The sequence below is a fragment of the Bifidobacterium miconis genome (assembly GCF_019331735.1).
In the GTDB taxonomy this organism is placed as follows: Bacteria; Actinomycetota; Actinomycetes; order Actinomycetales; family Bifidobacteriaceae; genus Bifidobacterium; species Bifidobacterium miconis.
Window position 1 is genome coordinate 1 of sequence record NZ_JAHBBH010000019.1, and the last position, 24249, is coordinate 24249.

Consider the following 24249-nt stretch of genomic DNA (forward strand, 5'->3'; position numbering starts at 1 on the left):
TCGACTCGAAGACCGCGATGCCCGCTTTGGCGAGCGGGCGCTTGTACTACATGCACATCCGGTATCGGGCCACCAACGAAATGACCGAAAGCAAGCCGGTCTACTTCACCCAGCTCACCGCCAGCTCGACGTCGGTGCTCACGGACATGTACACGTTCGCCACCGGCCCCGAAAACAACAGCCCGAGCGTCCTCTACATCATGGACTGAAAGGAGATCAACCGTGGATATCGAGAATCTGGACACCGACCCGCAGTGCTTGCTGCAGCGGATGAGCTGGCGGTGTGACTCATCCAAGCAATCCAACGGCAAATGGTATTACGCGCGGAAGCAGGGCGAGGTGTCGTTCAGCATCCAACCTTCGCAGAAGACGATCCCCGCTAACGGGATCGTGGTCGTGAACTATCTGCGGGATGCTTCCGTCGGCTCCAAACCCACCGTGGAATATCCCAGCATGTGCAAAGTGCTGGCCAACAACGGCTGGCTGCTCGTCATTCAGGCCCTGACCGAGAACATCTGCTCGATCCTGATCGACGAGGGAGGACTCGTCCTACGCAACGTGACAGTGCTTAAGACAATCGAGGAGTACAACGAAATGAGAAAACGCGACCTCGCCCACATTGACCAGACCATCCGACCCCTAGTCCGCAACGGGGGGGGGGATGTAGATCCCAGGGTCCTGCTCGCCGCCTTACTCGCTCTTACTGGGTGGTGGCGGCATGACCCGGATCGTGAATTATGTGCCGCGCGTGTGGCGCGAGACGTCGCAGCCGACGGACATCGACTGGACGGACGGCGTGCTGACGCTCGCTCACAAGGGGTCTTCGTCCGAAACATTCGCGCAGAGCGATTCATTCCAAGTCGAGCAGTCGGGAGTGTACGTGATCGCAGGCCGGTGTTTGGGCGTGACTCTACCGGACGGAGGGCAGAACACAACGCAGAACGGGCCGCTGCCCGTCTGGAATCCACAGTCTTGGGCGATCCCGCTGTTTGCCCCTCCGAAGACGGTCGAGGTGAAATCCTACGTGTTCGAGTTCCGGGTGCCGGACACGGTCAGGGAACTCGTCTGGCGCGTGTGCGCGCCGAACGGAGGCGGCGCCGTGTGGGACCGCCTGTTCCTGGGCTTGAAAACCGACTGGCAGGCGTTGCAGGCGCAGGCCCCGTCGTTCACCAGCGAAAGCCAACGCCTCATCCTCTAGCCGCTTCCTTCCCCGGAATGGGGGTGGCGCGATGACGTACGCCAGAAATCTTGTGCGTCCGGAGACAATGGTCGGCTTTCCCCATAACAGCACCACCGGCATGAACGGCACGAAGGGCGTCACCGTCACCGCCCAGGCCGGCATGCAGGAATGCTTCGCCGATTTCACGTTCAGCGGGTTGCGGAACACGCCTCTTGTGTTCCGTGTGGACGTGGGAGTCGTGAGCGGCGACCTATCGACCCTGCGCAATGGGATGATCGTGATCGCGCAACGCAACCCGTGGGTCACGCTCGGATATAGCAGCGTCACCAGCGGCACGGCAATCGTGAAATTCACGCCCACCAGCAGTTTCCTCATCCGCCTGTACTGCCCCGACGAAGGCAAGGCCGTCTACGATCGGTTCCTGCTCATGTCGGAAACAGACTGGGAGCAAACAGTGAAGGCGCTGGACGGAAGCGATTTCTTCGATGAGGACACCCGGCCTCTCATCCTCGGGGGGGCTTAGCCTCCTGACCCGTCAGGCGGCCGACTCCCAGGATTGGGGGCTGGCGGCATGAGGATCGAGAATCTGTGTTTGGATCCGTCCGCGGCGAAGAATCATGCGGGGTGGCGTACGCAGGGCGTGCAGGATCCGACTACCGGCTTGTGGACGTACTCGATCAAGGAGGACGCGGACGGGGAGACCGGCACGTGCCTGATCTTCGGCAGTACGGTCGAATACGATGTGCCGTACGTGGCCGTGGTGGATTTCGCGACTCCGATCGTCGGAAACGTCGCCATCGGCCGGTTCGACACCAATCTGGGAACGAAAATCACAGCGACCGACACGAAAATCGTGTACCGGATCGTAGTACCCAACGCCAACGGGAACTCCCCGCAAGTCTACCTATGGTTGCAGAGCCGCGACACCGTGGTCACCCCGAAACGCGTCGGCCTGTACACGGTGGACGACTGGAACGCGCTCCAATCCCAGAACCTGACATGGTTCGACAAAACCAACTACCCCCTGTTCAAACAGTAGAGGAAGGAAAGAAGGCCATGACTTGACAGAGACGATTCCCGTGTGGGCGGTGGTCCTGACCGCCGTGATCGGGTCGGGGGCCACCGGCACGTTCACCGCGTGGATCCTGCGCCGGTTCGAGAAACCCAGCGCGCTGGAACGCGCGATGCGCCTGATCCTGTTCCTTCGATTGGAGGAAATCAACGACCGGCAGGTCGAGGACGGGCACGTGTGCCCCATCCACATCAAGGAACGCGCGGAACAGATCTACTCGGCCTACCACGATCTGGGAGGCAACGGGCTCGGCACCGCCATGATCGAGGACATCCGAGACGCGCACATCAAACCCGACCCCCAATAACCCAATCGAATCAAAGCCCGGAGGCAAATGCTTCCGGGCTTTTTCATGCCCGGAACCGGGCGGAAAGGAGCATGTATGGCGTTAAACGGCATCGACATCGCCAGCTACCAGACAGGCATCGACCTCGCCAAAGTGCCGTGCGACTTCGCCATCGTCAAAGCCACCGAAGGCGTGTCCTATGTGAACCCGGCGTGGGGCGCGCAGATCGGCGGCGCGGCGCGGGCCGGCAAGCTGCTCGGCGCCTACCACTACGCCAGCGGCGGGAACGCAATCGCGGAGGCCGATTACTTCCTCACCACGTTCAACCCCTACAAGGGCAAGGCGATCCCGGTCCTTGACTGGGAGTCCGGCGGCAACAAGGCGTGGGGCAACGGCGCGTGGGTCCGCCAGTGGGTGAACCGCGTGCATGAGCGCACCGGCATATGGCCGCTCGTCTACGTGCAATCCAGCGCGATCAGCCAGATACCCGCGGACGTGCGCAAGACCTGCGGCCTGTGGGTCGTCCAATACGCGAACTACACGCCCACCGGCTACCAGTCGACCCCGTGGAACGAGGGAGCGTACAGCTGCGCCATGCGCCAGTACACGAGCAGCGGCAAGCTCGACGGCTGGAACGGCAGCCTTGATTTGAACAAGTTCTACGGAGACCGCGCCGCATGGCAGGCCTACGCCACCGGCGGCAAAACCACAACCACCAAACCAACCACCACTACCAGTGATCTCATCGAAGGAGTCATCAGCGATATGAAGGCAACGCATATCCTCTTCCAGTACAGCGGCGCGATCTGCGTGGCGAACGTGCTCGCCGGCACGTGGCGCGCGTTCCACGACCCCGAAGACCAGAAGGACACCCTCAACGTGCTCCGCCAGTCCGGAGCCAAGGTCGTCGAATGGGGCGCGCTCAGGGGCAAGCCCGGCCAGAACAAGGTCGAAAACCCCGACGCATTCGGCATCCGCATCGACAAGTAAAGGAACACGATCATGGTCAAAAACAACGGCAAACCCGACCTCGACGATCTCATCGACGGCAGCGAGGCCGAAAACCTCATCCTCTGGGGCAAGGCCGCGGCGATTCGCGCGATCAAGACCGCCGCCCAGTCCGCGGTCGCCGCCATCGGCACCACCACCCTGATCGGCTCGGTCGACTGGCGAGTCATCGCCGGCACCGCCGGACTCGCCGCAATCCTCTCACTGCTGACCAGCGCGGCAGGCATCCCCAAAGTCGACGACGGCCACAACGTCGCCACCATCGCAGGCCAGTAACCAAGAAGCGCCCCGTCTCCCAAGCGGAGGCGGGGCGCTTTCTCGCGTTTAATGATCAGGCGTGATCTCTTACCATGGAGACCACATCGCGGTTTTTGCTGCGGATCGTGTCATCTGAAAGCATTTCGTCCGTGGTCATCCAACGGCAATCCTTGGAGTCCACATGGAACCGTTCCGCCTTCCACGCGTCGGGCATATGCAGGATATCGGCCTTGTAAAGCGTGTAGTCGTATACGCGGTCCTCGTTATGTTCGGCCGAATACTTCTCATGCGTTTCATTGGTGACACGAACGAGTTTGAAGTCTTCCTTCGGGATGTCGAAACCGGTGGAAAGATAGTCGGTAAGCAGTCGAAGGTTCTCGGTCTCGCTGTCGGCGGTGGCATGGTTGGGGAAGAAATCGCAATCCCACCCGTTGTCATGGTAGAGAAGATAGCGGTTGCCGTCATTGATGGCAATGATGCTGCTGTGCTTCTCCGTCCGGTCCATGGCTTTCAACTCCTGATATAGATCCTCGGCACTATAGCCGTCTTTCCATGCAATGATAAGCCCGACAAGCGCATAGACGGTAACAGCTGCGGCAGCAAAACCGAACGGCACCGCCATCCACAAGGGAAGGTTCGAGGCAAACGCGGACAGTATGAGGAAGCATCCCTCAACGAACGCGACCGCATTCGTGGCTTTTGGGCCGAAACCTACGGCCTCGCGCCTCTTCTGCAGAAGCGTCTGCAACCGGTCGGAATCGATTCTCAATAACATGGTCTGCAATGGTACGCGAACCACTGCATAACTGTGAGCCAACATGACCCACTAATGGGAAGCGCCCCGTCAGTCCTCCATACCGGAGGCCGGCGGGGCGCTTTTTGCGCCCTGGGAAACGTTTTTTCAGACCCCGCCGTGGGCACATTTTGGGCACACATTGCCGGAAATTAGGTGAAAAATAGAGAAAAATGCGGAAAATAGAAAAGCCGCTCAGCCCTACTCCCGTAAGGCAAAGCGGCTATTTTCCAATCTTCCAAAAAGTCGGACCAGCGGGATTTGAACCCGCGACCCCTTGACCCCCAGTCAAGTGCGCTACCAAACTGCGCTATGGTCCGATCGGCGCGAAGCACCGAGTAGATAAATTACCATACGTCGAAGAAAAGGCAAAATCGCCGTGTCGCACACGGCGTGTTCCTTTGGAACAACGCGCATGCGACACGGCGATCACCGGTCAGCCGTTGCTGGGACGACGTGCGGGGATCCGCGGCGCAAAAGTCGCCGGCACGACCGCGCTCCGCCCATCCCACGAGCTTCCACGAGCTCCCACAAACTACTTGCGCTTCTTCTTCTCGCGGATGTTCACCGAAATCTGGATCGGCGAGCCTTCGAAGCCGAATTCCTCGCGCAGCGAACGTTCGATGAAGCGGCGGTAGCCGTGCTCGAGGAAGCCGGTGGCGAAGATCACGAACCGCGGCGGGCGCGTCGAGGCCTGCGTGGCGAACAGGATGCGAGGCTGCTTGCCGCCGCGCAGCGGATGCGGGTGCGCGGCCTGAATCTGGCCGAGGAACGCGTTGAGCTTGCCGGTGGGGATGCGCTTGTCCCACGAGTCGAGTGCCTCGCGCATCGCGCGGGCCAGACGGTTCGTGTGCCAGCCGGTCTTGGCGGACAGGTTCACGCGGGTCGCCCAGGTGACGCGTTCGAATTCGGTCTTCCACAGGCGTTCCATGCGCTGGCGGTCGAATTCGTCCATGAGGTCCCATTTGTTGAACACGAGCACGATCGCGCGGCCCGCATCCACGGCGGAGCTCATCACCTTGAGATCCTGATCGGAGATCGGCTGCGACGCGTCGAACAGCACCAAGGCCAGTTCCGAACGTTCGATCGCGGCCTGCGTGCGCAGCGACGAATAGTATTCCGCTCCGGACAGCTTGTGCAGGCGGCGTTTGATGCCGGCCGTGTCGATGAACAGCCAGTCCTCGCCGTCGACGCGCACGACTTCGTCGACCGGGTCGCGCGTGGTGCCGGCCAAATCGTTGACGACCGAGCGCTCCTCGTGCGCGAGCTGGTTGAGCAGCGACGACTTGCCGACGTTCGGACGCCCGACGAGCGCGACGCGACGCAGATTGGTCGGCGTGAGGAAGCCGGAGGTCTTCTCCGCCTTCTTCAGCGAGTCGATCGCGGCGTCGAGCAGGTCGCCCACTCCCCTGCCGTGCATGGCGGAGATCGAATACGGCTCACCAAGTCCGAGCTTCCAGAATTCGGCGGCCATGTATTCGCTGGCGGCGTCGTCGATCTTGTTGACGGCGAGCGTGACGGGCTTGCCGGACGCGCGCAGCAGCTTGACGATGCGCTCGTCGGTGTCGGTCAGGCCGACCGATCCGTCCACGACGAACACGACCGCGTCGGACAGCTGCATGGCGATCTGCGCCTGCGACGCGATCGCGGAGTCGATGCCTTCGACGTCCGCTTCCCAGCCGCCGGTGTCGACGAGTTTGAAGTCGGTGCCCACCCATTCCGCATCGTAGCTGACGCGGTCGCGGGTCACGCCGGGCGTGTCCTCGACGACGGCGGCGCGACGTCCGAGGATGCGGTTGACGAGCGTGGACTTGCCGACGTTCGGACGTCCGATCACGGCGAGTACGCCGACCTGCTTGGGGCCGTTGCCCCGGTCGGCGTCGGCGGGTCCGCGCTGCGCGACGAGCGCCTCGTCGGCCTCGTCCAGATCGTAGTCGTCAAGGTTGGCGACGTACTGCTCGTACTCCTGCTCCTCGATCGCGTCCTCGACCATGCCGATGAGCACGTCGAGCGTCTGCTCGAAGTCGAGGTCCGAATTGTCGAGTGTGGTGACGCCGTCGGCGGCGGTCATGAAGCTGGTGACCTTCGAATCGGCCTTGTCGCGTGCGGCGACGTCGTCGGATCCGACGGCTCCCGCACCCACGGCCTGTCCGGTCCGTCGGGCCTGGCGCACCTCCTCGCGGGCAGTGAGCAGGACGCGCACCTCGGCGTCCGGAGCCACGACCGTGGTGATGTCACGGCCTTCGGCGACGACGCCGCGTCCCTCGGAGAACGAGTCGACCGCGGATTCGCGCATGATGAGCGCGCGCTGCGCCGCGACGAGCACGTGCCGCACGGGCACGATGCCGGACACCTTCGAAACATGGGACGAGACTTCGGACGAGCGGATCGCGTCGCTGATGTCCTCGCCGTCGGCGAACACGCGCGCGTCGTCCGGGTCGACGGAGATGTCGAAATGACCGTCGGTGAAGAATTCGCCCACGGTTTCCGTGACGAGCTGCTCGTCGAGCGATGCGGCGTCGAGATCGATGCCGCGGTGCAGGCACCACCACGCGCATGCGCGGTACATGGCGCCGGTGTCGAGATAGGCGAATCCGAAATACTTGGCCAGCGCCTTGGACGTGGAGGACTTGCCCACACCGGCGGGACCGTCGATGGCGACGCGGATCACAGGCCCACCGCCTTCGACAGGGAGCGGACCTCGGTCTGCGACAGCACACGGTAGGATCCGGGCTTGATCTCGCCGAGCTTGATCGGGCCGATCTGCGTGCGCACGAGGCGCTTGACCGGGAAGCCGATCGAGCCGAAGATGCGGCGCACGATGCGGTTCTTGCCCGAATGCAGCACGACCTTGACGATCGTGGTGTCGCGGTTCGAATCGATGATCGCGCAGTGGTCGAGCTTGATCCAGCCGTCGTCGAGCTGCACGCCGGTGGTGACGAGACGACGGCACACCGTGCCGCTGATCTTGCCTTCGAGCGTGGCGATGTAGGTCTTTTCGACCTCGTACTTGGGGTGCATGACGTGCTGGCTGAGTTCGCCGTCGTTCGTCATGAGGATGAGGCCTTCCGAATCGTAGTCCAGTCGGCCCATGTGGAAGATGCGCTCGTACTTGTCTCCGACGATGTCGCGCAGCGTGTAGCGGCCCTTCGGGTCCTCCATCGCGCTGAGCACGCGCTTGGGCTTGTTGAGCGCCAGCGTGACGTGATTCGGGTTGATGCGCACGCGCGATCCGTCGACGCGCACCTGCTGGTGTTCGAGATCGACGCGGGTGCCGAGTTCGGTGACCAGCTCGCCGTCGACTTCGACCCGACCGTCGGTGATCATCTCCTCGCATTTGCGGCGGGAGCCGAATCCGGCCTGCGCAAGGATTTTCTGCAGGCGGACGGCGTTGCGATCATCATGGATATGCGCCTTCTCGGCGCGGGAATATGCGTTTGGCATCGTTCTCCCAACGTGGCCTTGCGTACTTGGTACGCCCGTTACTGATTATTCCTGATGGCGACATCATGCGAACATCGGGTTGCATGATGGACATCCATATGATAGCGGCTCCCCTGGTCCGACAGCGACGACGCCGTGTTGCGACGATGACGTGTTGCGACGATCTGCGTTCGCGTGCCGTTCCGCTCAGGAGACGGTGCGGACGGTGCTGGTACTATGACATTCGTCCGGCGGGCCCGGCCCGCGACGACGATATCTACAGAGGATTGGTATTATGACTGCTTTCGAAGCACAAGACGTGTACGGGGAGTCACCCGCGCAGGATGCCGCGGCCACACGGCCCGACGAAACCGCCGGAACCGCGGCCGAGGCCTCGCGGCCCGCGACGACGCCGCTGGTCGTGCGAACGCTGGCCGAACTGGCAGGATCGTTCCTGGTCTGCTTCGCGATCTATGCGATCAGCTCGTTCGGCACGTCGATCTACGGGGCGAACATGGCGTTCGTGACCGTGGCAACGGCGCTGGCGTACGCGGGCGTGACGACGCTGCTGGCGGGCGTGTCCGACGTGCAGCTGAATCCGGCGGTGACGATTGCCTCGGTGCTGGTATCGCGCACGGCCGCGATCGACGCCGTCGCGTACGTCGTGGCGCAGCTCGTCGGCGCGATCGGCGCGGGCGCGCTGCTGCGGTTCCTGCTGCCGACGTCGAGCTCGATCGCCGAGAAGGTGTGGCTGACTCCGGCCGTCAACGGCTATGCGGAAGGTTCGGTGTCCTATTCGACGGTGAATTCCGTGGGCATCAGCTTCGGCGTCACCATGGCCATCGTCGTCGAAGTGGTCGCCTCGCTGATCATCGTCGGCACCGCGATGCGCCGCTTCTCGGACGACGCCTCCCAAGGCCGGTTCGGCGCCCGCGCGACCGCTCTCGGCGTCGCCTACGGCGTCGGCGCGGCGATCTGCTATCCGATCACCGGCGCGTCCCTGAACCCGGCCCGCGCCACCGGCATCGCCCTGTTCGCGCAGGGGCAAGGCCTGACCACCGAGCCGCTGGGCCAGTTGTGGGTGTTCTGGGTGTGCCCGGTGCTGGCCGCCGCGGTGGTGGCCCTGGTCATGATCGCCTCCCAGATGGCTCAGTCGGCCAAGCATGAGAAAGCGGCCGCGCCGGACAGCGACGCGACCGCGGAAACGGCGGAAACAGCGGAATCCGCTGACGAAGCCGATGCGGAGCAGTCAGGACAGCATGCGTATGGCGAGGTAGCTGACGAGCAGTCCGACGCCCAGGGCAATGCCGACGAAGGAATCGAACGCCACTGAGCGCACTTTCCATGGGCTGCGTTCGCGCATGATAAGCCGCAGCAGCCCGGTGACGATGGCCGCAACCGAGATGATCACGGTTGCGGCCATCGTGTATCCGAGGGCGGCGACGATCACGGACACCGCCACAACACCGCCGACGAGCCATTCGAACCACGGCTTGCCTTCATGGGCTTCGGAGACGAATGGATGATCATGCATGTGCGCCGCCTTTCTCGGATACTCAGATAACTCGGATGGAATGCCCGGATTCCCGATCAGTGGAAGAAATGACGGGTGCCGGTCAGATACATGGTCACGCCGGCCTGCTTCGCGGCCTCGATGACCTCCTCGTCGCGGATGGAGCCGCCGGGCTGGACGATCGCCTTCACGCCGGCCTTGATGAGGATCTCGGCGCCGTCGGCGAACGGGAAGAACGCATCGGACGCGGCCACGGAGCCGGACGCGCGATCCGCGCCGTCCGCCAGCGTGTTGGCGCGTTCGACCGCGAGATTGCAGGAGTCGACGCGGTTGACCTGCCCCATGCCGATGCCGACGGTCGCCTGATCGTGCGCAAGCAGGATGGCGTTCGACTTGACGCAGCGGATGGCGCGCCACGCGAACAGCAGGTCGTTGAGCGTGTCGGCGTCCGCCGGCTCGCCGGACACAAGCTTCCAGCCGTTCGGATCGTCGCCGGGCGCGTCGATGAGGTCGGTGGTCTGCACGAGCAGGCCGCCGTCGATCTGGCGGAACTGCTCATGGCCCTTCGGCGGTTCGGCCACCTTGAGGATGCGCAGGTTCTTCTTCTTGGTCTGCAGCAGCTCGAGCGCCTCGGGATCGTAGGCGGGGGCCACGATGACCTCGGTGAAGATCGGACGCACGCTTTCCGCCATTTCGAGGGTGACGGTGGTGTTGCAGGCGATCACGCCGCCGTACGCGCTCATCGGATCGCAGGCGTGCGCCTTCTTGTGCGCTTCGGCCGCGGTCGCGCCGATGGCCAGACCGCACGGATTGTTGTGCTTGACGACGGCGACGGCGATCTGCGGGGCGAAGTCCCACACGGCCCGCCACGCGGCGTCGGCGTCCACGTAGTTGTTGTAGCTCATCGGCTTGCCGCCGAGCTGCTCGGCGTGGGCGAATCCGTCGCGGTGCAGCGGGTCGATGTACAGCGCGGCCTGCTGATGCGGGTTTTCGCCGTAGCGCAGCACGTGCGCGCGATCCCATGTGCGGGTGAACGCGGCCGGGAACTTGGCGTCGTCGACCGGGGCGTTCAGATCGTCGTGCTCGGTTTCGTCGACGGTGTCGGGCTTCGGCCAGTGCTTCGACGTCCATTCGTTGATCGTCGCATCGTAGGCGGCGGTGTGGGCGAACGCCTTGGCGGCGAGCCAGCGGCGTTCCGCGAGATCGAAGCCGCGGCCGTCGGCCACGCGTTCGGCGACCAGCTTGTAGTCGGCCGGATCGGTGACGATGGCGACGGTGGCGCTGTTCTTGGCCGCGCCGCGGACCATGGACGGGCCGCCGATGTCGATCTTTTCGATCGTGGCCGCCTCGTCGGCACCGGAACGCACGGTGTCCGCAAACGGATAGAGGTTGACGACCACCAGATCGAACGGCTTGATGCCGAGCTCTTCGAGCTGCGCGACGTGGTCGGGGTTGGTCATGTCGGCGAGGATGCCCGCATGGATGTGCGGATCCAGCGTCTTGACGCGGCCATCAAGGCTTTCCGGAAAGCCGGTGACCTGAGAGACCTCGGTCACGTTCACGCCGAGCTCGGCGAGCTTCTTCGCCGTGGATCCGGTGGATACCACTTCGACGCCGGCCTTGATGAAGGCTTGGGCGAGAACCTCGATGCCCTCCTTATGAAAGACGGATACCAGCGCCCGTCGTATTGGTCGGTTCGTGTTCGTCATCCTGTTCCTCCTTGGTTGCGGTTTCCTGTTGTCGCCCGGTTGCGGGCACGTCTTCTGCTGCCGCGGTGCTGTCCGCCGTCGCGCCGACCGCGGATGAGCCGCGCCCGCGAACCCGTCGTGAGGCCCAGCGTATCCCGAAAACGGCCGCGACGCCAACCAGCGACAGCAGCCATGCGGCGAGCAGTCCCAGCGCGGTGGGCCTGCCGACCGATTGCGTGGACTGGACGACATCGACGCCCATGCTGGCGAGCCGCTCCTTGCCGAGCCCACCGTTCGAAACGACGAACAGCAGCGACGACGAAATCGACAGCAGGGCGCAGGTCAGGCAGAAGCCTCCGGCCGGATAGGCGAACGACATGACCAGTTCGGCGTCGGGCTGGCTTGTCTCCCCGCCAATGCGCATGGCGAACGCCTTCTTCGACCACATCGCCGCCAATCCGGCGACAAGACCGCACAGCAGCGGAATGGAGACGAGCGCGACGCGAACCGTCTGGTCCTCGACCGGTTCGGGGAATATGCCGAATACCGGAATGGACGGCAATGCGGTGGACTGTCCGATCCACAGGGTGAACGAGCCGAGGTCGCCGATGGAAAACCCTGCGCCGAACAGCCAGGAAACGGCCCAGATGCACAGATTCGGCAGCCACGCCACGCAGGCGACGGTGGTCAGGATACGCGAACCGGTTCCCATCGCCAGCAATTCGAACAGCTTGGCCACGGCGGCATGATTGCGTACCGCCCAGACGATCACGGTGATCAGTCCGAACGAGAGATATCCCAGCATCAGCGACGCGGCCGTCATGACTCCGGTTCGAATCGTCGTGCGCAAACGGTCGGCGACCGAATCCCTAAGCCATTGCACGACACGCGCGACGGTCATCGATACCGGCAACGCGGCCAGCAGATATCCGATGGAGAACACCAGACAGCCCTTGGCCAGCGTCACCAGCAGATCGTCGTGCAGCTCCACGTCCGTGCCGCCTCGGAACAAGCCGTCAAGCAGCAGCCAGACGACGAGCCCGCCCGCATAGCCCGGCGCGTCGCAGGACATTCGCTGCGCGAAGGCGCGCACCAACGCGATCAGCAGGACGGTGAGCAGTAACGGCACCAGCGTGAGCTGGACCGGCCCGACGGTGAAGCCGGATCCTTGGCTGAGCAACACGACGGCCGCCGTCAGCGACAGGGCATGGGCGGACAGATTGTCGCCGCCCTCCTCCATGGAAATGACCAGAAGCATGAGGGCTATGAAGCAGCCGAGGGCGATGGCGAATACCGCCATCGCCGCAGCGGCGGCCCCTGCACCTTTGAACAGGGATTTCAGGTGTGCGATCATATCAGCGAGTGTTCGGCAAGCACCTCGCGCATGATGTCGGCGGTTTGCCCCGGGGTCTTGCCGACGCGAATGCCGACGGCCTCCAAGGCTTCCTTCTTGTCCTTCGCGGTGCCCTTGCCGCCGGAGACGATGGCGCCGGCATGGCCCATCTGCTTGCCTTCGGGCGCCGTAAAACCGGCGATGTAGGCGACAACGGGCTTGGTCATGTGCGCGGCCGCCCACTGCGCGGCGTCCTGCTCGGCGGTACCGCCGATTTCGCCGATCATGACGACGGCCTTGGTCGCGTCATCGGCTTCGAACGCCTGCAGCGCCTCAAGCAGCGTGGTGCCGACGATCGGGTCGCCGCCGGCGCCGAGGCATGCGGTGAAGCCGATGTCGGACAGCTCGCCCATCAGCTGGTAGGTGAGCGTGCCGGACTTGGACACGAGGCCGAGCGGGCCGCGGGAGACGATGCCGTCGGGGATGATGCCGAGGTTCACGCCGTGGGATTCGGGCGTGGACGGCAAGGTCATGAGGCCCGGGCAGTTCGGTCCGACGATGCGCACGCCCTTGCGCAGGGCAAGCTCGACGAAGTAGGCGCTGTCGGCCACCGGAATGCCTTCGGTGATGACGACGATGAGCTCGATGCCCGCTTCGACGGCCTCGACGACGGCGCCCTTGGCGAACTTCGGCGGTACGAACACGACGCTGGCCTTGGCGCCGGTCTTCTCACGCGCCTCGGCGCACGTGGCGAACACCGGAACGTGGGCGTCGGAGCCGTCCACGTTCGCTCCCGGAAAGTCGATGACCGTGCCGGCCTTGCGGGGATTGGTGCCGCCGACGATGTTGGTGCCGGCCTTGAGCATGCGGGCGGTATGGGTCATGCCCTGATGGCCGGTCATGCCCTGAACGATGACCGGTGCCCCATCTTCGATGAACAGTGCCATCAGTTGTTCTCCTTTGCGTCCGCGGCGAAGCGGGCCGCCAGTTGCGCCGCTTCCTCCATGGTCTTGGCAACGTGCAGGTTCGGGTTTTCCGCCTGCGCGAGGATGCTCAGGCCTTCGGCCGCGGCATTGCCGTCAAAGCGCACGACGATCGGCTTGGCGGCGTTGAGTTTGGTCAAGGCCTCGAGAATGCCGTTGGCGACCTGCTCGCAGGAGGTGATGCCGCCGTACACGTTGACGAACACCGATTCGACCTGCGGATCGGACAGCACGATTTCGAGGCTGTCGCACATCACGGCCGCGGACGCGCCGCCGCCGATGTCGAGGAAGTTGGCGGGCTTGATGCCGGTGCCCTGTTCCTCGCCGGCGCCGGAGACGGCGTCGAGGGAGCTCATCACCAGACCGGCGCCGTTGCCGATCACGCCGACCTCGCCATGCAGGTGCACGTAGTGCAGGCCGTGTTCACGGGCCCTGGTCTCATACGGATCGGCTTCGACGCTGTCGGCGAAGCGCGTCCACCCGTCGTGGCGGAAGGCGGCGTTGTCGTCCAGCGAGATCTTGGCGTCAAGCGCGCACAGCGACTTGGAGGATTCGTCGTCTGGATCGCCGATCTTGGCGAGCGGGTTGATCTCCACGAGCGTGGCGTCGTTCTCCTTGAAGCAGCGCCACATCTTGAGCAGGATGTCGGCCGCCTGATGCACGTCCGCATGGTAGAAACCGATGCTGTTGGCCATCTCTACGGCGGCGGCCTCGTCGAAGTCGCCAAGCGCATCGATGTGCAGGCGCTTGACCGCTTCGGGATGCTCGCGGGCGATTTCCTCGACCTCAGTGCCGCCGTTGGCGGTGGCCAGCACATCGTAGTCGCGGGACGTGCGGTCCACGGAGATGGACACGTAGTACTCATGGAGGATGTTCTTGGCCTCGGCGACCAGCACGCCGTTGACCTTATGGCCGTGGATGGTCATCGGCAGGATGCTCTCGGCCAGCAGAATGGCCTCGTCCCGGTTATGGGCGAGCTTGACGCCGCCAGCCTGTCCGCGATGGCCGATCTTCACCTGCGCCTTGATCACGCACGGGTAGCCGAGCTTGTCGGCCGCTTCGGCGACCTCATGCGAGTTTTGGGCGAAAATCGCCTTCGGTTCGGGGATGTTCTGCTCTTCGAGCAGCTCCCTGGCCTGATACTCATACAGATCCATGGTATGCGTTTCCTATCCTCTTAACGACCGTGTGATGCGGGTCCGGCAAGCCGCTCAGGCCGGCATGGTGACCAGCGTGCTGCTGGGAACGTCTCCGAGCGGTTCAAGACCGTTGAGGCCAACGAGCTCCATCACGAAGCTGAAGCCGGCGACCTCGCCGCCGGCGCGACGAATGAGGTCGGCCGCGGCCTTGGCCGTGCCGCCCGTGGCGATCAGGTCGTCGACGATGAGCACGCGCTCTCCCGGCTGGACCATATTCGCTTCGATTTCGATGCTGGCGGTGCCGTATTCGAGATCATACGATTCGCCGATGGTTTCCGGGGGCAGTTTGCCCGCTTTGCGGACCGCGATGAACCCTTTGCCGAGACGAGCCGCCAGCGCGGGGCCGAACAGGAATCCACGCGCCTCCAGTCCTGCGATGGCGTCGAACGAATCGGCGGGAACCGGCAGCGCCGCTTCGAGCGCGTCGAGCATCAGTCCCAGCGCCTTCGGGTCGGCGAGTACCGGCATGAAGTCGCGGAAGTTGATGCCTTCCTTGGGGAAGCCCCGTACCGAACGGATGCGGGAGATGAGATATTCCGCGTTGTCCTGACCGATTTCGGCCAGACGGGCGATGGTGATATCGGATTGCGACATGGTCTGCGCCTGCCTTACGTGAAGGATGGTTCGTAGCGAAAAACTCTGGGGATGGCCGATGACTGCCTGCGGTGAGGATTACTTGGCGTCGTGCTGCGACTCGTCGGACGCGCCGGTCTGGTCGGGCTGATCGAGGGTACCGTCCGCGACGGCGTCCGCGGCACGGTCCACCGGCACCTGCGCCTCGTCGGTCCCGTCCTGCGGCAGCGGATTGCCGTTCTCGTCGACCTCGTCGTCGCTCACGTATGCGGGACGCACGTATTCGCGGCTGATGGCGTTGAAGCCGAAGCGAAGCTTGGAGCCTTCGGAGTCGATGACGATCTCCTCGTACTGCGCGTCGACGGAGACGACCTTGCCGATCACGCCGCCGATGGTGATGATTTCGGTGCCGGGCTGCAGGTTGGCGCGGAAGTCCTGCTTCTCCTGCTGCTGCTTCTTGGCCTTCTTGGACTGCCACCACATGAGGGCGATCATGAAGACCAGGAAGACGATCATGATGAGATTCATGGACTCTGCGGGCAAAACGGTACTCCTAACGGTTATGAACGATGCCGGTGCGGCGCGCGCCGGCGTTCGGGCGTATGTCCAAAGCCAAAAGTCTAGAATAGCTTGCTGACATCCTCCTTGGGCGTCAAACCCAAGTGGGACCACGCCTTTTCGGTGGCGACGCGCCCCTTGGGCGTGCGGATCAGGAACCCTTCGCGCACCAGATACGGCTCGCAGACGGTCTCGACCGTTTCGGCCTCCTCGCCCACCATCGCCGAAAGCGTGTTCAGGCCGACCGGTCCGCCGTTGAACTGCCCGACGATGGCGTTGAGCACGGCGATGTCAAGCCGGTCAAGGCCTTCGGCGTCGATCTGATAGAGCGACAGCGCCTCCTTGACGTCGGCGGGGCCGACCACATCCAGATCGTGGACGATGGCCCAGTCGCGCACCCGTCGCAGCAGGCGGTTGGCGATGCGCGGCGTGCCACGGGAGCGCACGGCCATCTCGTGGGCCGCCTCCTCCCCCAGGTTCACGCCGAGCACCACGGCGGAACGCTCGATGAGCTTTTCCAGTTCCTCGTGCGGGTAGAAATCCAGATGCGCGGTGAAGCCGAACCGGGCGCGCAGCGGGGACGGCAGCATGCCTTCTCGCGTGGTGGCGCCGATGACGGTGAATCGCGGCAGGGTCAGCGGGATCGACGTGGCGCCCGGTCCCTTGCCGACCATCACGTCGACGCGGAAGTCCTCCATCGCGATGTACAGCAGCTCCTCGGCGGCCCTTGGCAGACGGTGGATCTCGTCGATGAACAGCACCTCCCCCGAATCCAGGGAGCTGAGTATCGAGGCGAGATCGCCTGCATGCTGAATGGCCGGGCCGGACGTCACGCGGATCGGCACGTTCAGCTCGTTGGCGACGATCATCGCCAACGTGGTCTTGCCGAGTCCGGGAGGACCGGCGAGCAGGATGTGGTCCGGCGGCACGTCGCGCTTGCGCGCGGCGTCAAGGAACAGCTGCAGCTGCGCCTTGAGCAACGGCTGGCCGATGAAGCCCTCCAGCGCGTGCGGGCGCAGCTCCTCGTCGCTGACCGGTTCGTTGCCGATCGGGGCGGCGGACACCATGCGCAGGGATTCCTCTTTCGCGCCGGTGTTGGTCTGGGCGTCGTATTCCATATTGGCGGTCACCTTCCGCGATCGAGGGAGGTCAGGGCAAACTTGAGCACGCGAGGCACGTCGTCTTCGGACAGCGGCATGTCCACGCCGTTGTCGCGGCATGCGTTCTCGACCGCGGTCTGCGCGTCGTTCTGCCGCCATCCGAGCGACATCAGTCCCTCCACGACCTGCAGCATGTTGGCGTCTGAGCGCGACGCGCGCGAGGACGAGGCGGATCCGGATTCAATGGCGTCGAGGTCAATGGAACCCTTGAGTTCGAGGATGATCTTCTGGGCACCTTTTTTGCCCAGTCCCGGAGCCTTGGCCAGCGCCGTGGCGTCGCCGTCGGCGACCGCCCGCGCCAGCCGATCCGGCGGCAGCGTGGACAGCAGGGACAGTGCGACTTTGGGCCCGATGCCGCTGACCTTCTGCAACTGCAGGAACATGCGTTTGGAGGCCGGCGACAGGAAGCCAAACAACGTGATGGAGTCCTGGGAAACGTTCAGCGACGTGTAGACGCGCGTCTCCTGCCCGGCGTGCAGGGAGGCGAGGTCCGCGGACGGCATGCGCGTCTCGTAGCCGACCCCGGCCACTTCGATCAGGGCGTTGTCGGCGTTCACCTCCGCGACGCGCCCGTTGAGCATTCCGATCATGGCAATCCCCTATCGTTCCACGATATCGAACATCTGTTCGACGAGTCTATACGGAAGACTCGACCAACGCCCGTCACATGCCGCGATCGGCGTTGCGGCGAGAACGTTTCGCGGACCGTTGCGCGGCCTGCGCCCACTGCCTCTGCGCGGGCGTCAGATGCTGTTCGCGCTCCCCTCCCTGCAATGCGCCGGCCGGGCGCAGCGCATGGCAGATCGCAATGGCCAGCGCGTCGGCGGCATCTGCCGGCGTCGGGGGTTCGTTGAGTCCGAGAATGCGGGCGACCATGCGCTCCATCTGCGGTTTGAGCGCATGACCGTTGCCGGTGATCGCCAGCTTCGATTCGGTCGGCGTGTGCAGGGCCACAGGAATGCCCCGCTGCGCGGCGGCGAGCATGGCCATGCCGGCGGCCTGCGCGGTGCCGAGCACCGTGTTGCGGTTCTCCTGCGCGAACACGCGCTCGATGGACACCGTGTCGGGAACGAACCGGTCCAGCTTGGCTGCCAGCCCGTTGTAGATGGCCAGCAGGCGCAGATCCTGCGACATGTCGGGAGACGAACGGACGACATCGACGTGAACAAAAGAAAGCCGGCGGTGTGCGCCGGCTTCGATCACGCCGACCCCGCAGCGTGTAAGCCCGGGGTCAACGCCAAGAATGATCACGCGAGGACTACTCCTCGTCGAGCTGGGCCATGACCTCATCGGAGGCGGTCCAGTTGGAGTAGATGTTCTGCACGTCGTCCAGATCATCGAGGTTGTCGATGAGCTTGGACACCTTGCGGGCGTCCTCGAGGCTCAGCTCGACCTCGTTCTTCGGACGCATCACCATATCGGCGGAATCGTAGTCGAAACCGGCGTCCTGCAGGCTCTTGCGCACGGTGTGCAGGTCGGACGGATCGGTGATCACGGTGAACACGTCGCCGTCGTCGATCACGTCCTCGGCGCCCGCGTCGCCGGCCTTCTCGAACAGGTCGTCGAAGTCCACGCCTTCGGACGGGACCTCGATCTGGCCCTTGCGCTCGAAGTTGAAGGACACGGAGCCGGAGGTGGCCAGCGAGCCATTGCCCTTGGTCAGGGTGGAACGCACTTCGGCGGCCGCGCGGTTGCGGTTGTCGGTCAGGCACTCGATGATGAGGCCGACGCCGGCGGGGGCGTAGCCCTCGTAGACGATGTCCTCGTAGTTGGCGCCGCCGGCTTCCTCACCGGAGCCGCGCTTGACGGCGCGCTTGATGTTGTCGGCCGGCATGGAAGCCTTCTTGGCCTTGTAGATGGCGTCGTACAGGGACGGGTTGCCGTCCGGGTCGCCGCCGCCCATGCGGGCCGCGATCTCGATGTTCTTGATGAGCTTGGCGAACAGCTTGCCGCGCTTGGCGTCGATGGCGGCCTTCTTGTGCTTGGTGGTCGCCCACTTGGAATGACCTGACATAATGCTCCTACAAATGTACGGATAAAACTGGCAAACGGGATAAGTTTAGAGCGCTTTGCAGACAACTGCCAGCAATGCCGGCAAAGCGCCGAACACGGCGGCGAACACAGGTGTTCCGCGGAACGGACGTACGCACGTCCCGCGGAACACGTTGGCAACTGCCGGGATCAGGCCTCGGCCGGAGCGGCCACGGCGGCCTTGAAGTCGTCCGCGGAGTTGACCTGGACGCGCTTGGCGATCACGTCGAGGATCTGCTGGCGCGCCTGGTCGACCGGCACGCCGTTGAGCTGGCTGCCGTCGCGGAAGCGGAAGCTGACCGCGTTGTTCTTCATGTCCTCCTCGCCGACGATGAGGATGAACGGCGTCTTGGACTTGGAGGCGTTGCGGATCTTCTTGCCGAAGCGATCGTCGGAGTAGTCGATCTCGCAGCGGACCATCTCGTCCTCGAGGCTCTTGACGAAGCCGGCCAGATGCGGCGCGAACTCGTCGGCGACCGGAATGCCGAGCACCTGCACCGGGGCGAGCCACACCGGGAACGCGCCTGCATAGTGCTCGAGCAGCACGGCGAAGAAGCGCTCGATGGAGCCGAACAGCGCACGGTGGATCATGACCGGACGCTGGTGCGTGCCGTCGGCCGCGATGTACTCGAGCTGGAAGCGCTCGGGCAGGTTGAAGTCGAGCTGGATGGTCGACACCTGCCAGGTGCGGCCGATCGCGTCGCGGGCCTGCACGGAGATCTTCGGACCGTAGAACGCGGCGCCGCCCGGATCGGCCACGAGGTTGAGGCCGGAGTCCTTGGCGACTTCGGCGAGCGTGTTGGTCGCCTCCTCCCAGATCTCGTCGCTGCCGACGTACTTGTTCGGATCCTTGGTGGACAGCTCGAGGTAGAAGTCGTCCAGGCCGAAGTCGCGCAGCACCTTGAGCACGAAGGTGAGCAGGTTGGTCAGCTCGCCCTTCATCTGCTCGCGCGTGCAGTAGATGTGGGAATCGTCCTGGGTGAGGCCGCGCACGCGGGTCAGGCCGTGGACCTCGCCGGACTTCTCGTAGCGGTACACGGTGCCGAACTCGAACAGGCGCAGCGGCAGCTCCTTGTAGGAGCGCTGGCGGGACTTGAAGATGAGGTTGTGCATCGGGCAGTTCATCGGCTTCAAGTAGTAATCGAAGCCCTGCTTGGTGATGTTGCCGTCCGCGTCGCGCTCCTCGTCCAGGCGCATGGCCGGGTACATGGAGTCCTTGTACCAGTGCAGGTGGCCGGAGGTCTCGTACAGGCCGCCCTTGGTGATGTGCGGGGTCTGCACGAAGCTGTAGTGGTACTTGCGGTGCATCTCGCGGGAGTAGTCCTCCATCGCGTTGATGACCGCGGCGCCCTTCGGGTGGAACACGGCAAGACCAGGTCCGATCTCCTCCGGGAAGGAGAACAGGTCCATTTCGGCGCCGAGCTTGCGGTGGTCGCGCTTGGCGGCCTCCTCGAGACGGGTCTGATAGGCCTTGAGGTCTTCCTTGCTGGCCCATGCGGTGCCGTAGATGCGCTGCATGGTCGGGTTCTTCTCGGAGCCGCGCCAGTAGGCGGCGGCGGAACGCTCGATCTTGAACGCCTTGATGAAGTGCGTGTTCGGCAGGTGCGGTCCGCGGCACAGGTCCTTCCACACGACGTTGCCGTCACGGTCGACGTTGTCGTAGAAGCTGAGCTCCTTGCCGGAAATCTCGGTCGCGGTGGACGGGTCGAGGTGCGCTTCCTTGTCCTGGATCAGCTCGATCTTGAACGGCTGGTCGGCCTCCTCCTTGAGCGCCTCCTCCTCGGTGACGACGCGGCGGCGGAAGGACTGCGCGGACTTGATGATCCGCTGCATGTGCTTCTCGATGTTCTTGAGGTCGTCCGGCGTGAACGGCTGGTCGACCTGGAAGTCGTAGTAGAAGCCGTCCTTGATGATCGGGCCGACGCCGAGCTTGGCGTTCGGGAACAGTTCCTGCACGGCCTGCGCCATGACGTGGGTGGCGGAGTGACGCATGATGCCGAGGCCGTCCTCGCTGTCGAGCGCGACGGATTCGACCGCGTCGCCGTCGGCAAGCGGCGTGTACAGGTCACGCAGTTCGCCGTTGAGGCGCACGGCGATGATGTTCTTGTCGTCCGCGAACAGTTCGGTGCCGGTGGTGGTAGCTTCCACCTCCTTCGCTTCGCCGTTGACCGTAATGGAGATGGAGCTTTGCGCCATGATGTGTCCTTTGCTATCGGGGCCCGCGTTACCAATGGGCAGGCCTGGACTGGTAATCAACATGGGACACGATAGGATCGAGCGCCGACATTGGCCGTGAACGCTCTCACGGCGTGGCGGAAAGGGCTCGCTGAGTCGGCGCTCAGCGAGCTCTTTCCGCCACGCACGGTCCGGTCTCGGGAACCGCCAAGGATGCCGGCGCCGCACGCCGCGATCCACGAGTCCGGAACCGGAACGCAAAAAGGCTCCCCATCCGGGGAGCCTTGAACTGGAGCGGACAACGGGACTCGAACCCGCGGTCTCAACCTTGGCAAGGTTGCGCTTTACCAACTAAGCTATGTCCGCAAAGGATTCCGCCGTGAGAAGCGGATTCCAGTGGAGCTAAGGGGATTCGAACCCCTGACCCTCTCCATGCCATGGAGATGCGCTACCAGCTGCGCCATAGCCCCGAAACGCCTACTGCGTTCGTGGGTGATGTAGGAATCGAACCTACGACCCCTTCCGTGTGAAGGAAGTGCGCTAGCCGCTGCGCCAATCACCCGAACCTATGAAATTGTGAATGCCAAGCACTCGTGGGCGATACAAGATTCGAACTTGTGACCCCTTCCGTGTCAGGGAAGTGCGCTACCTCTGCGCCAACCGCCCGGGTCATATCCAATCCGCCGAACACGTCGGCCGACTGAGAGGTGGGTACGAGAGTCGAACTCGTCTATACGGCTTTGCAGGCCGCTGCCTAACCGCTTGGCTAACCCACCGCAAAGGTCGTCAACTCATCGGACCTTAGAGCGGACAACGGGACTCGGACCCGCGGTCTCAACCTTGGCAAGGTTGCGCTTTACCAACTAAGCTATGTCCGCAATGCTTCCCGGCGACTTACCACCGCCTGAGCACAAGTGATTACTATACACGCATCGGCCGCCCATGCAAACCACGGCGTGTCGCACCGGTCCGGCATGCTTGCCGCGCAACCGCCAATTCGCCTCCGGCATAAGGAATTCCAAGGGTTTTCGGACCGGTTACATTAGAAGGCATGAAGGAAGAAGCAACGTCGAACGACACGGTGATGATCGCCGCGTTCGAAGGATGGAACGACGCCTGCCAGGCCGCGACGAACGTCGTGCGCCATCTGACCGCCGTCTACGAGTCGCGCGAGGTGCGCAGCATCCGCTGCGACGGATTCTACGACTACCAGCAAACCCGGCCGATCGTCTGTCACGCGACGGGACGCCGGCGCATCGTCTGGCCGCAGACCACGTTCTGGGACATCGCCGTCGCCCCCGGCCGCCACCTGATCGCGCAGCTCGCGCCCGAGCCGAACTATCGCTGGCGCGAGTACTGCCGCGAATCGCTGCGCATCGCCGACGAACTGGACGTGACGCATGTGGTCATGCTCGGCTCGATGTTCGCCGACTGCCCACATACGCGTCCGCTGCCGGTGGACGTGAACTGCGAGAACGCCGACGTCGATCCCGACCAGCGCTACAGCGGTCCGGCAGGCATCCCGACGATTCTCGACGACATCGCCGCCCAGGACGGGTTCGACACGACGACGATGTGGGCGTCGGTCCCCCAGTATTTGGGCGACGGCGACTGCGCGCAGGCCACGCTGGACCTGCTCGGACGACTCTCGGATCTGCTCGGCGTCGATCTCGATGCGGGCGACCTGCCGCGCAAGGCCGAGGAATGGAAGGCGCAGGCCTCGATGCTGGTGCGCTGCAACGACGCGCTTCAAGACTACGTCCGGCATCTTGAAGCCAAGTACGACAGGCATGACAAAGCCCGCCGGGAGGCATCCCTCGGCGGGCCTCAATGCGAGCAGCTGGTGCGGGAGGCCGAGGCCTTTCTCAAGGACCTCGGCTGACGTCCCGCAGCAGTCCCTAGCGCGGGTCGATGCGGTGCAGGCCCGCCGTGCGCGATGCGGCAGTGCGGCAGGCCTGCGCCGCAGACGGTCACGCCGTGACGGCGAGCGCCGCTGCGGCCGTGGTCGTCGCCTCCAGCGGCTGCAGCACGCCGGTGATGAGCAGCAGGGCGACGATGACGGCGAGCGCGATGCGGTAAATCGCGAACGCCTTGTAGGAGAACGTGGAGACGAACTTCAAAAAGCCGATGATCACGATGTATCCGACGACGAAGGAGACGATGGTCGCGGCGATCGTGGGCCCCCAGCCGGGGAACGGCGTGCCGGCGAGGTCGCCGGCGGCGTAGTCCTTGACGGCGGAGACGGCTTCGAGCAGGCCCGCGCCGAACACGGCGGGGATGGCCATGAGGAAGGCGACGCGCACGGCGGCTTCGCGGGTGTAGCCCATGGCGCGGCCGAAAGTGATGGTGCCGCCGGAGCGGGAGACGCCCGGAATGAGGGCGAGCATCTGGCCGATGCCGAAGATGAGCGCCTCCTTGGCGGTCATGTCCTCGATGCGCTTGATCTGGCGGGCGCGGTCGTCGACGATCCACAGCAGCACGCCGAAGACGAACAGCACGGCGACGGTGATCCACAGATTGCGCAGCGTCGATTCGATCGCGTGCTTGAACGCAAGTCCGGCGATGACGATCGGCAGCGTGCCGAGGATGATGTACCAGCCGAGCAGGGCGTCCTTGTCGCCCTGGCCCATGCGGTGCTTCCAGTCCTTGCCGTTGTGGCCGAACAGGCAGCCGAACCAGTGGGACAGGATGCGGATGATGTCGTGGCGGAAGTACAGCAGCACGGCCAGCTCGGTGCCGATCTGAATGATGGCGGTGAACGCGGCCCCCGGGTCGGAGCCGATCATCAGGTCGCCGATGATGCGGATGTGCGCGCTGGACGACACGGGCAGGTATTCGGTCAGCGCCTGCACCAGGCCCAGTATGATCGCCTGAAAGAAATTCATGATCCCCTCTTGATTCCGGTCATGTTTTCGTTTGCATCGACCAACGTTACTCACCGGTCTCTAAGAATGGGCACAGCCGGCGGATTGTCTCGTCAAATGCCCACAATCGGGGATGACATCGTCCGTGCTCC

General features: G+C 64.1%; 25 protein-coding genes and 7 tRNA genes. 9 read left to right on the forward strand and 23 right to left on the reverse strand.

From position 1 onward, the window contains the following. The 7 genes from KIH79_RS07600 to KIH79_RS07630 form a co-directional block, all read left to right on the forward strand. The coding region (locus KIH79_RS07600; protein ID WP_219058847.1) for a hypothetical protein at positions 1-209 on the forward strand (209 nt) is incomplete at its 5' end. 509 nt (positions 210-718) lie between these two features. Continuing rightward, on the forward strand, positions 719-1198 hold the full coding sequence (locus KIH79_RS07605; RefSeq protein WP_219058848.1) for a hypothetical protein: 480 nt from the start codon (positions 719-721) through the stop codon (positions 1196-1198). 31 nt (positions 1199-1229) lie between these two features. Continuing rightward, complete coding sequence (locus KIH79_RS07610; RefSeq protein WP_219058849.1) at positions 1230-1703, forward strand: hypothetical protein; 474 nt, start codon at positions 1230-1232, stop codon at positions 1701-1703. A gap of 48 nt (positions 1704-1751) precedes the next feature. Continuing rightward, positions 1752-2219 carry a hypothetical protein gene (locus KIH79_RS07615; RefSeq protein WP_219058850.1) on the forward strand — a complete coding sequence of 156 codons (468 nt, stop codon included), beginning with the start codon at positions 1752-1754 and terminating at the stop codon, positions 2217-2219. 22 nt (positions 2220-2241) lie between these two features. Continuing rightward, on the forward strand, positions 2242-2559 hold the full coding sequence (locus KIH79_RS07620) for a hypothetical protein (protein WP_219058851.1): 318 nt from the start codon (positions 2242-2244) through the stop codon (positions 2557-2559). A 75-nt stretch (positions 2560-2634) separates the two neighbouring features. Next, positions 2635-3528 (forward strand): GH25 family lysozyme, encoded by an 894-nt coding sequence (locus KIH79_RS07625; RefSeq protein ID WP_219058852.1) that lies wholly within the window; start codon positions 2635-2637, stop codon positions 3526-3528. 12 nt (positions 3529-3540) lie between these two features. Continuing rightward, a complete protein-coding gene (locus tag KIH79_RS07630; protein WP_219058853.1) occupies positions 3541-3822 on the forward strand; it encodes a holin in 282 nt (93 codons plus the stop codon). 55 nt (positions 3823-3877) lie between these two features. Here KIH79_RS07630 and KIH79_RS07635 read toward each other — a convergent pair whose 3' ends face one another. From KIH79_RS07635 to KIH79_RS07650, 4 genes are all read right to left on the reverse strand, one after another. Next, on the reverse strand, positions 3878-4579 hold the full coding sequence (locus KIH79_RS07635) for a DUF1206 domain-containing protein (protein ID WP_236023705.1): 702 nt from the start codon (positions 4577-4579) through the stop codon (positions 3878-3880). Positions 4580-4843: 264 nt separating this feature from the next. Then, positions 4844-4917, reverse strand: a tRNA-Pro gene (locus KIH79_RS07640). 215 nt (positions 4918-5132) lie between these two features. Next, positions 5133-7268: a bifunctional cytidylate kinase/GTPase Der gene (gene der, locus KIH79_RS07645; protein ID WP_219058854.1), complete on the reverse strand. Its 2136-nt coding sequence runs from the start codon at positions 7266-7268 to the stop codon at positions 5133-5135. After that, positions 7265-8041 (reverse strand): pseudouridine synthase, encoded by a 777-nt coding sequence (locus KIH79_RS07650; RefSeq protein ID WP_219058855.1) that lies wholly within the window; start codon positions 8039-8041, stop codon positions 7265-7267. The genes der and KIH79_RS07650 overlap by 4 nt, the downstream gene beginning before the upstream one ends. 274 nt (positions 8042-8315) lie before the next feature. Between KIH79_RS07650 and KIH79_RS07655 the strand changes: the two genes are divergently transcribed. Continuing rightward, complete coding sequence (locus KIH79_RS07655; protein ID WP_219058856.1) at positions 8316-9353, forward strand: MIP/aquaporin family protein; 1038 nt, start codon at positions 8316-8318, stop codon at positions 9351-9353. On the opposite strand, the gene KIH79_RS07660 is transcribed toward KIH79_RS07655, so the two are convergent. The 18 genes from KIH79_RS07660 to KIH79_RS07745 all read right to left on the reverse strand — a co-directional run bounded on the left by KIH79_RS07660 (position 9270) and on the right by KIH79_RS07745 (position 22111). Continuing rightward, positions 9270-9554 (reverse strand): DUF3017 domain-containing protein, encoded by a 285-nt coding sequence (locus tag KIH79_RS07660; protein ID WP_219058857.1) that lies wholly within the window; start codon positions 9552-9554, stop codon positions 9270-9272. The genes KIH79_RS07655 and KIH79_RS07660 overlap by 84 nt on opposite strands. A 56-nt stretch (positions 9555-9610) precedes the next feature. Then, positions 9611-11242 (reverse strand): bifunctional phosphoribosylaminoimidazolecarboxamide formyltransferase/IMP cyclohydrolase, encoded by a 1632-nt coding sequence (gene purH, locus KIH79_RS07665; protein WP_219058858.1) that lies wholly within the window; start codon positions 11240-11242, stop codon positions 9611-9613. Next, entirely contained in the window at positions 11190-12521 is a 1332-nt protein-coding gene (locus KIH79_RS07670) for a cell division protein PerM (protein WP_236023706.1), read from the reverse strand. Before KIH79_RS07670 ends, purH begins: the two co-directional genes overlap by 53 nt. Before the next feature lie 50 nt (positions 12522-12571). Continuing rightward, positions 12572-13501: a succinate--CoA ligase subunit alpha gene (sucD, locus tag KIH79_RS07675; protein ID WP_219058860.1), complete on the reverse strand. Its 930-nt coding sequence runs from the start codon at positions 13499-13501 to the stop codon at positions 12572-12574. Next, positions 13501-14694: an ADP-forming succinate--CoA ligase subunit beta gene (sucC, locus tag KIH79_RS07680; protein WP_219058861.1), complete on the reverse strand. Its 1194-nt coding sequence runs from the start codon at positions 14692-14694 to the stop codon at positions 13501-13503. The genes sucD and sucC overlap by 1 nt, the downstream gene beginning before the upstream one ends. 54 nt (positions 14695-14748) lie before the next feature. Beyond that, positions 14749-15330, reverse strand: a complete 582-nt coding sequence (locus KIH79_RS07685) for an adenine phosphoribosyltransferase (RefSeq protein WP_219058862.1) — start codon at positions 15328-15330, stop codon at positions 14749-14751. A gap of 78 nt (positions 15331-15408) precedes the next feature. Further along, complete coding sequence (locus KIH79_RS07690) at positions 15409-15837, reverse strand: preprotein translocase subunit YajC (RefSeq protein WP_219058894.1); 429 nt, start codon at positions 15835-15837, stop codon at positions 15409-15411. A gap of 92 nt (positions 15838-15929) precedes the next feature. Further along, positions 15930-16985: a Holliday junction branch migration DNA helicase RuvB gene (gene ruvB / locus KIH79_RS07695; protein WP_219058863.1), complete on the reverse strand. Its 1056-nt coding sequence runs from the start codon at positions 16983-16985 to the stop codon at positions 15930-15932. An 8-nt stretch (positions 16986-16993) separates the two neighbouring features. After that, positions 16994-17617, reverse strand: coding sequence for a Holliday junction branch migration protein RuvA (gene ruvA, locus KIH79_RS07700; protein ID WP_219058864.1), 624 nt, complete (start codon positions 17615-17617; stop codon positions 16994-16996). A 73-nt stretch (positions 17618-17690) separates the two neighbouring features. After that, positions 17691-18278, reverse strand: a complete 588-nt coding sequence (gene ruvC, locus KIH79_RS07705) for a crossover junction endodeoxyribonuclease RuvC (RefSeq protein WP_219058865.1) — start codon at positions 18276-18278, stop codon at positions 17691-17693. Between the two features lie 7 nt (positions 18279-18285). After that, entirely contained in the window at positions 18286-19041 is a 756-nt protein-coding gene (locus KIH79_RS07710; RefSeq protein WP_219058866.1) for a YebC/PmpR family DNA-binding transcriptional regulator, read from the reverse strand. A 167-nt stretch (positions 19042-19208) separates the two neighbouring features. Continuing rightward, positions 19209-21254 (reverse strand): threonine--tRNA ligase, encoded by a 2046-nt coding sequence (gene thrS / locus KIH79_RS07715; protein ID WP_219058867.1) that lies wholly within the window; start codon positions 21252-21254, stop codon positions 19209-19211. 269 nt (positions 21255-21523) lie between these two features. After that, positions 21524-21599: transfer RNA gene (locus KIH79_RS07720), tRNA-Gly, on the reverse strand. A 31-nt stretch (positions 21600-21630) separates the two neighbouring features. Continuing rightward, positions 21631-21703: transfer RNA gene (locus KIH79_RS07725), tRNA-Ala, on the reverse strand. 19 nt (positions 21704-21722) lie between these two features. Next, positions 21723-21795 (reverse strand) — tRNA-Val (locus tag KIH79_RS07730). Positions 21796-21827: 32 nt separating this feature from the next. After that, a tRNA-Val gene (locus KIH79_RS07735) sits at positions 21828-21899 on the reverse strand. Between the two features lie 39 nt (positions 21900-21938). Beyond that, positions 21939-22009 (reverse strand) — tRNA-Cys (locus KIH79_RS07740). A gap of 29 nt (positions 22010-22038) precedes the next feature. Beyond that, a tRNA-Gly gene (locus KIH79_RS07745) sits at positions 22039-22111 on the reverse strand. 173 nt (positions 22112-22284) lie between these two features. Between KIH79_RS07745 and KIH79_RS07750 the strand changes: the two genes are divergently transcribed. Further along, entirely contained in the window at positions 22285-23115 is an 831-nt protein-coding gene (locus KIH79_RS07750) for a PAC2 family protein (protein ID WP_236023708.1), read from the forward strand. An 88-nt stretch (positions 23116-23203) separates the two neighbouring features. Here the strand turns inward: KIH79_RS07750 and uppP are convergent, their stop codons facing one another. Next, positions 23204-24118, reverse strand: coding sequence for an undecaprenyl-diphosphatase UppP (gene uppP / locus KIH79_RS07755; RefSeq protein WP_219058868.1), 915 nt, complete (start codon positions 24116-24118; stop codon positions 23204-23206). Between the last annotated feature and the right edge of the window lie 131 nt (positions 24119-24249).

Excerpts from the sequence above, each read along its gene's own strand:
- KIH79_RS07605 (WP_219058848.1), top strand. The coding sequence starts at position 719 with ATGACCCGGATCGTGAATTATGTGCCGCGCGTGTGGCGCGAGACGTCG.
- KIH79_RS07690 (WP_219058894.1), bottom strand. The coding sequence starts at position 15,837 with ATGAATCTCATCATGATCGTCTTCCTGGTCTTCATGATCGCCCTCATG.
- KIH79_RS07670 (WP_236023706.1), bottom strand. The coding sequence starts at position 12,521 with ATGGCGGTATTCGCCATCGCCCTCGGCTGCTTCATAGCCCTCATGCTT.
- KIH79_RS07710 (WP_219058866.1), bottom strand. The coding sequence starts at position 19,041 with ATGTCAGGTCATTCCAAGTGGGCGACCACCAAGCACAAGAAGGCCGCC.
- thrS (WP_219058867.1), bottom strand. The coding sequence starts at position 21,254 with ATGGCGCAAAGCTCCATCTCCATTACGGTCAACGGCGAAGCGAAGGAG.
- KIH79_RS07635 (WP_236023705.1), bottom strand. The coding sequence starts at position 4,579 with ATGTTATTGAGAATCGATTCCGACCGGTTGCAGACGCTTCTGCAGAAG.
- KIH79_RS07615 (WP_219058850.1), top strand. The coding sequence starts at position 1,752 with ATGAGGATCGAGAATCTGTGTTTGGATCCGTCCGCGGCGAAGAATCAT.
- sucC (WP_219058861.1), bottom strand. The coding sequence starts at position 14,694 with ATGGATCTGTATGAGTATCAGGCCAGGGAGCTGCTCGAAGAGCAGAAC.
- KIH79_RS07610 (WP_219058849.1), top strand. The coding sequence starts at position 1,230 with ATGACGTACGCCAGAAATCTTGTGCGTCCGGAGACAATGGTCGGCTTT.
- KIH79_RS07650 (WP_219058855.1), bottom strand. The coding sequence starts at position 8,041 with ATGCCAAACGCATATTCCCGCGCCGAGAAGGCGCATATCCATGATGAT.
- KIH79_RS07750 (WP_236023708.1), top strand. The coding sequence starts at position 22,285 with ATGAAGGAAGAAGCAACGTCGAACGACACGGTGATGATCGCCGCGTTC.
- ruvA (WP_219058864.1), bottom strand. The coding sequence starts at position 17,617 with ATGATCGGAATGCTCAACGGGCGCGTCGCGGAGGTGAACGCCGACAAC.
- ruvB (WP_219058863.1), bottom strand. The coding sequence starts at position 16,985 with ATGGAATACGACGCCCAGACCAACACCGGCGCGAAAGAGGAATCCCTG.
- KIH79_RS07655 (WP_219058856.1), top strand. The coding sequence starts at position 8,316 with ATGACTGCTTTCGAAGCACAAGACGTGTACGGGGAGTCACCCGCGCAG.
- KIH79_RS07660 (WP_219058857.1), bottom strand. The coding sequence starts at position 9,554 with ATGCATGATCATCCATTCGTCTCCGAAGCCCATGAAGGCAAGCCGTGG.
- sucD (WP_219058860.1), bottom strand. The coding sequence starts at position 13,501 with ATGGCACTGTTCATCGAAGATGGGGCACCGGTCATCGTTCAGGGCATG.
- purH (WP_219058858.1), bottom strand. The coding sequence starts at position 11,242 with ATGACGAACACGAACCGACCAATACGACGGGCGCTGGTATCCGTCTTT.
- KIH79_RS07625 (WP_219058852.1), top strand. The coding sequence starts at position 2,635 with ATGGCGTTAAACGGCATCGACATCGCCAGCTACCAGACAGGCATCGAC.
- KIH79_RS07630 (WP_219058853.1), top strand. The coding sequence starts at position 3,541 with ATGGTCAAAAACAACGGCAAACCCGACCTCGACGATCTCATCGACGGC.
- KIH79_RS07685 (WP_219058862.1), bottom strand. The coding sequence starts at position 15,330 with ATGTCGCAATCCGATATCACCATCGCCCGTCTGGCCGAAATCGGTCAG.
- uppP (WP_219058868.1), bottom strand. The coding sequence starts at position 24,118 with ATGAATTTCTTTCAGGCGATCATACTGGGCCTGGTGCAGGCGCTGACC.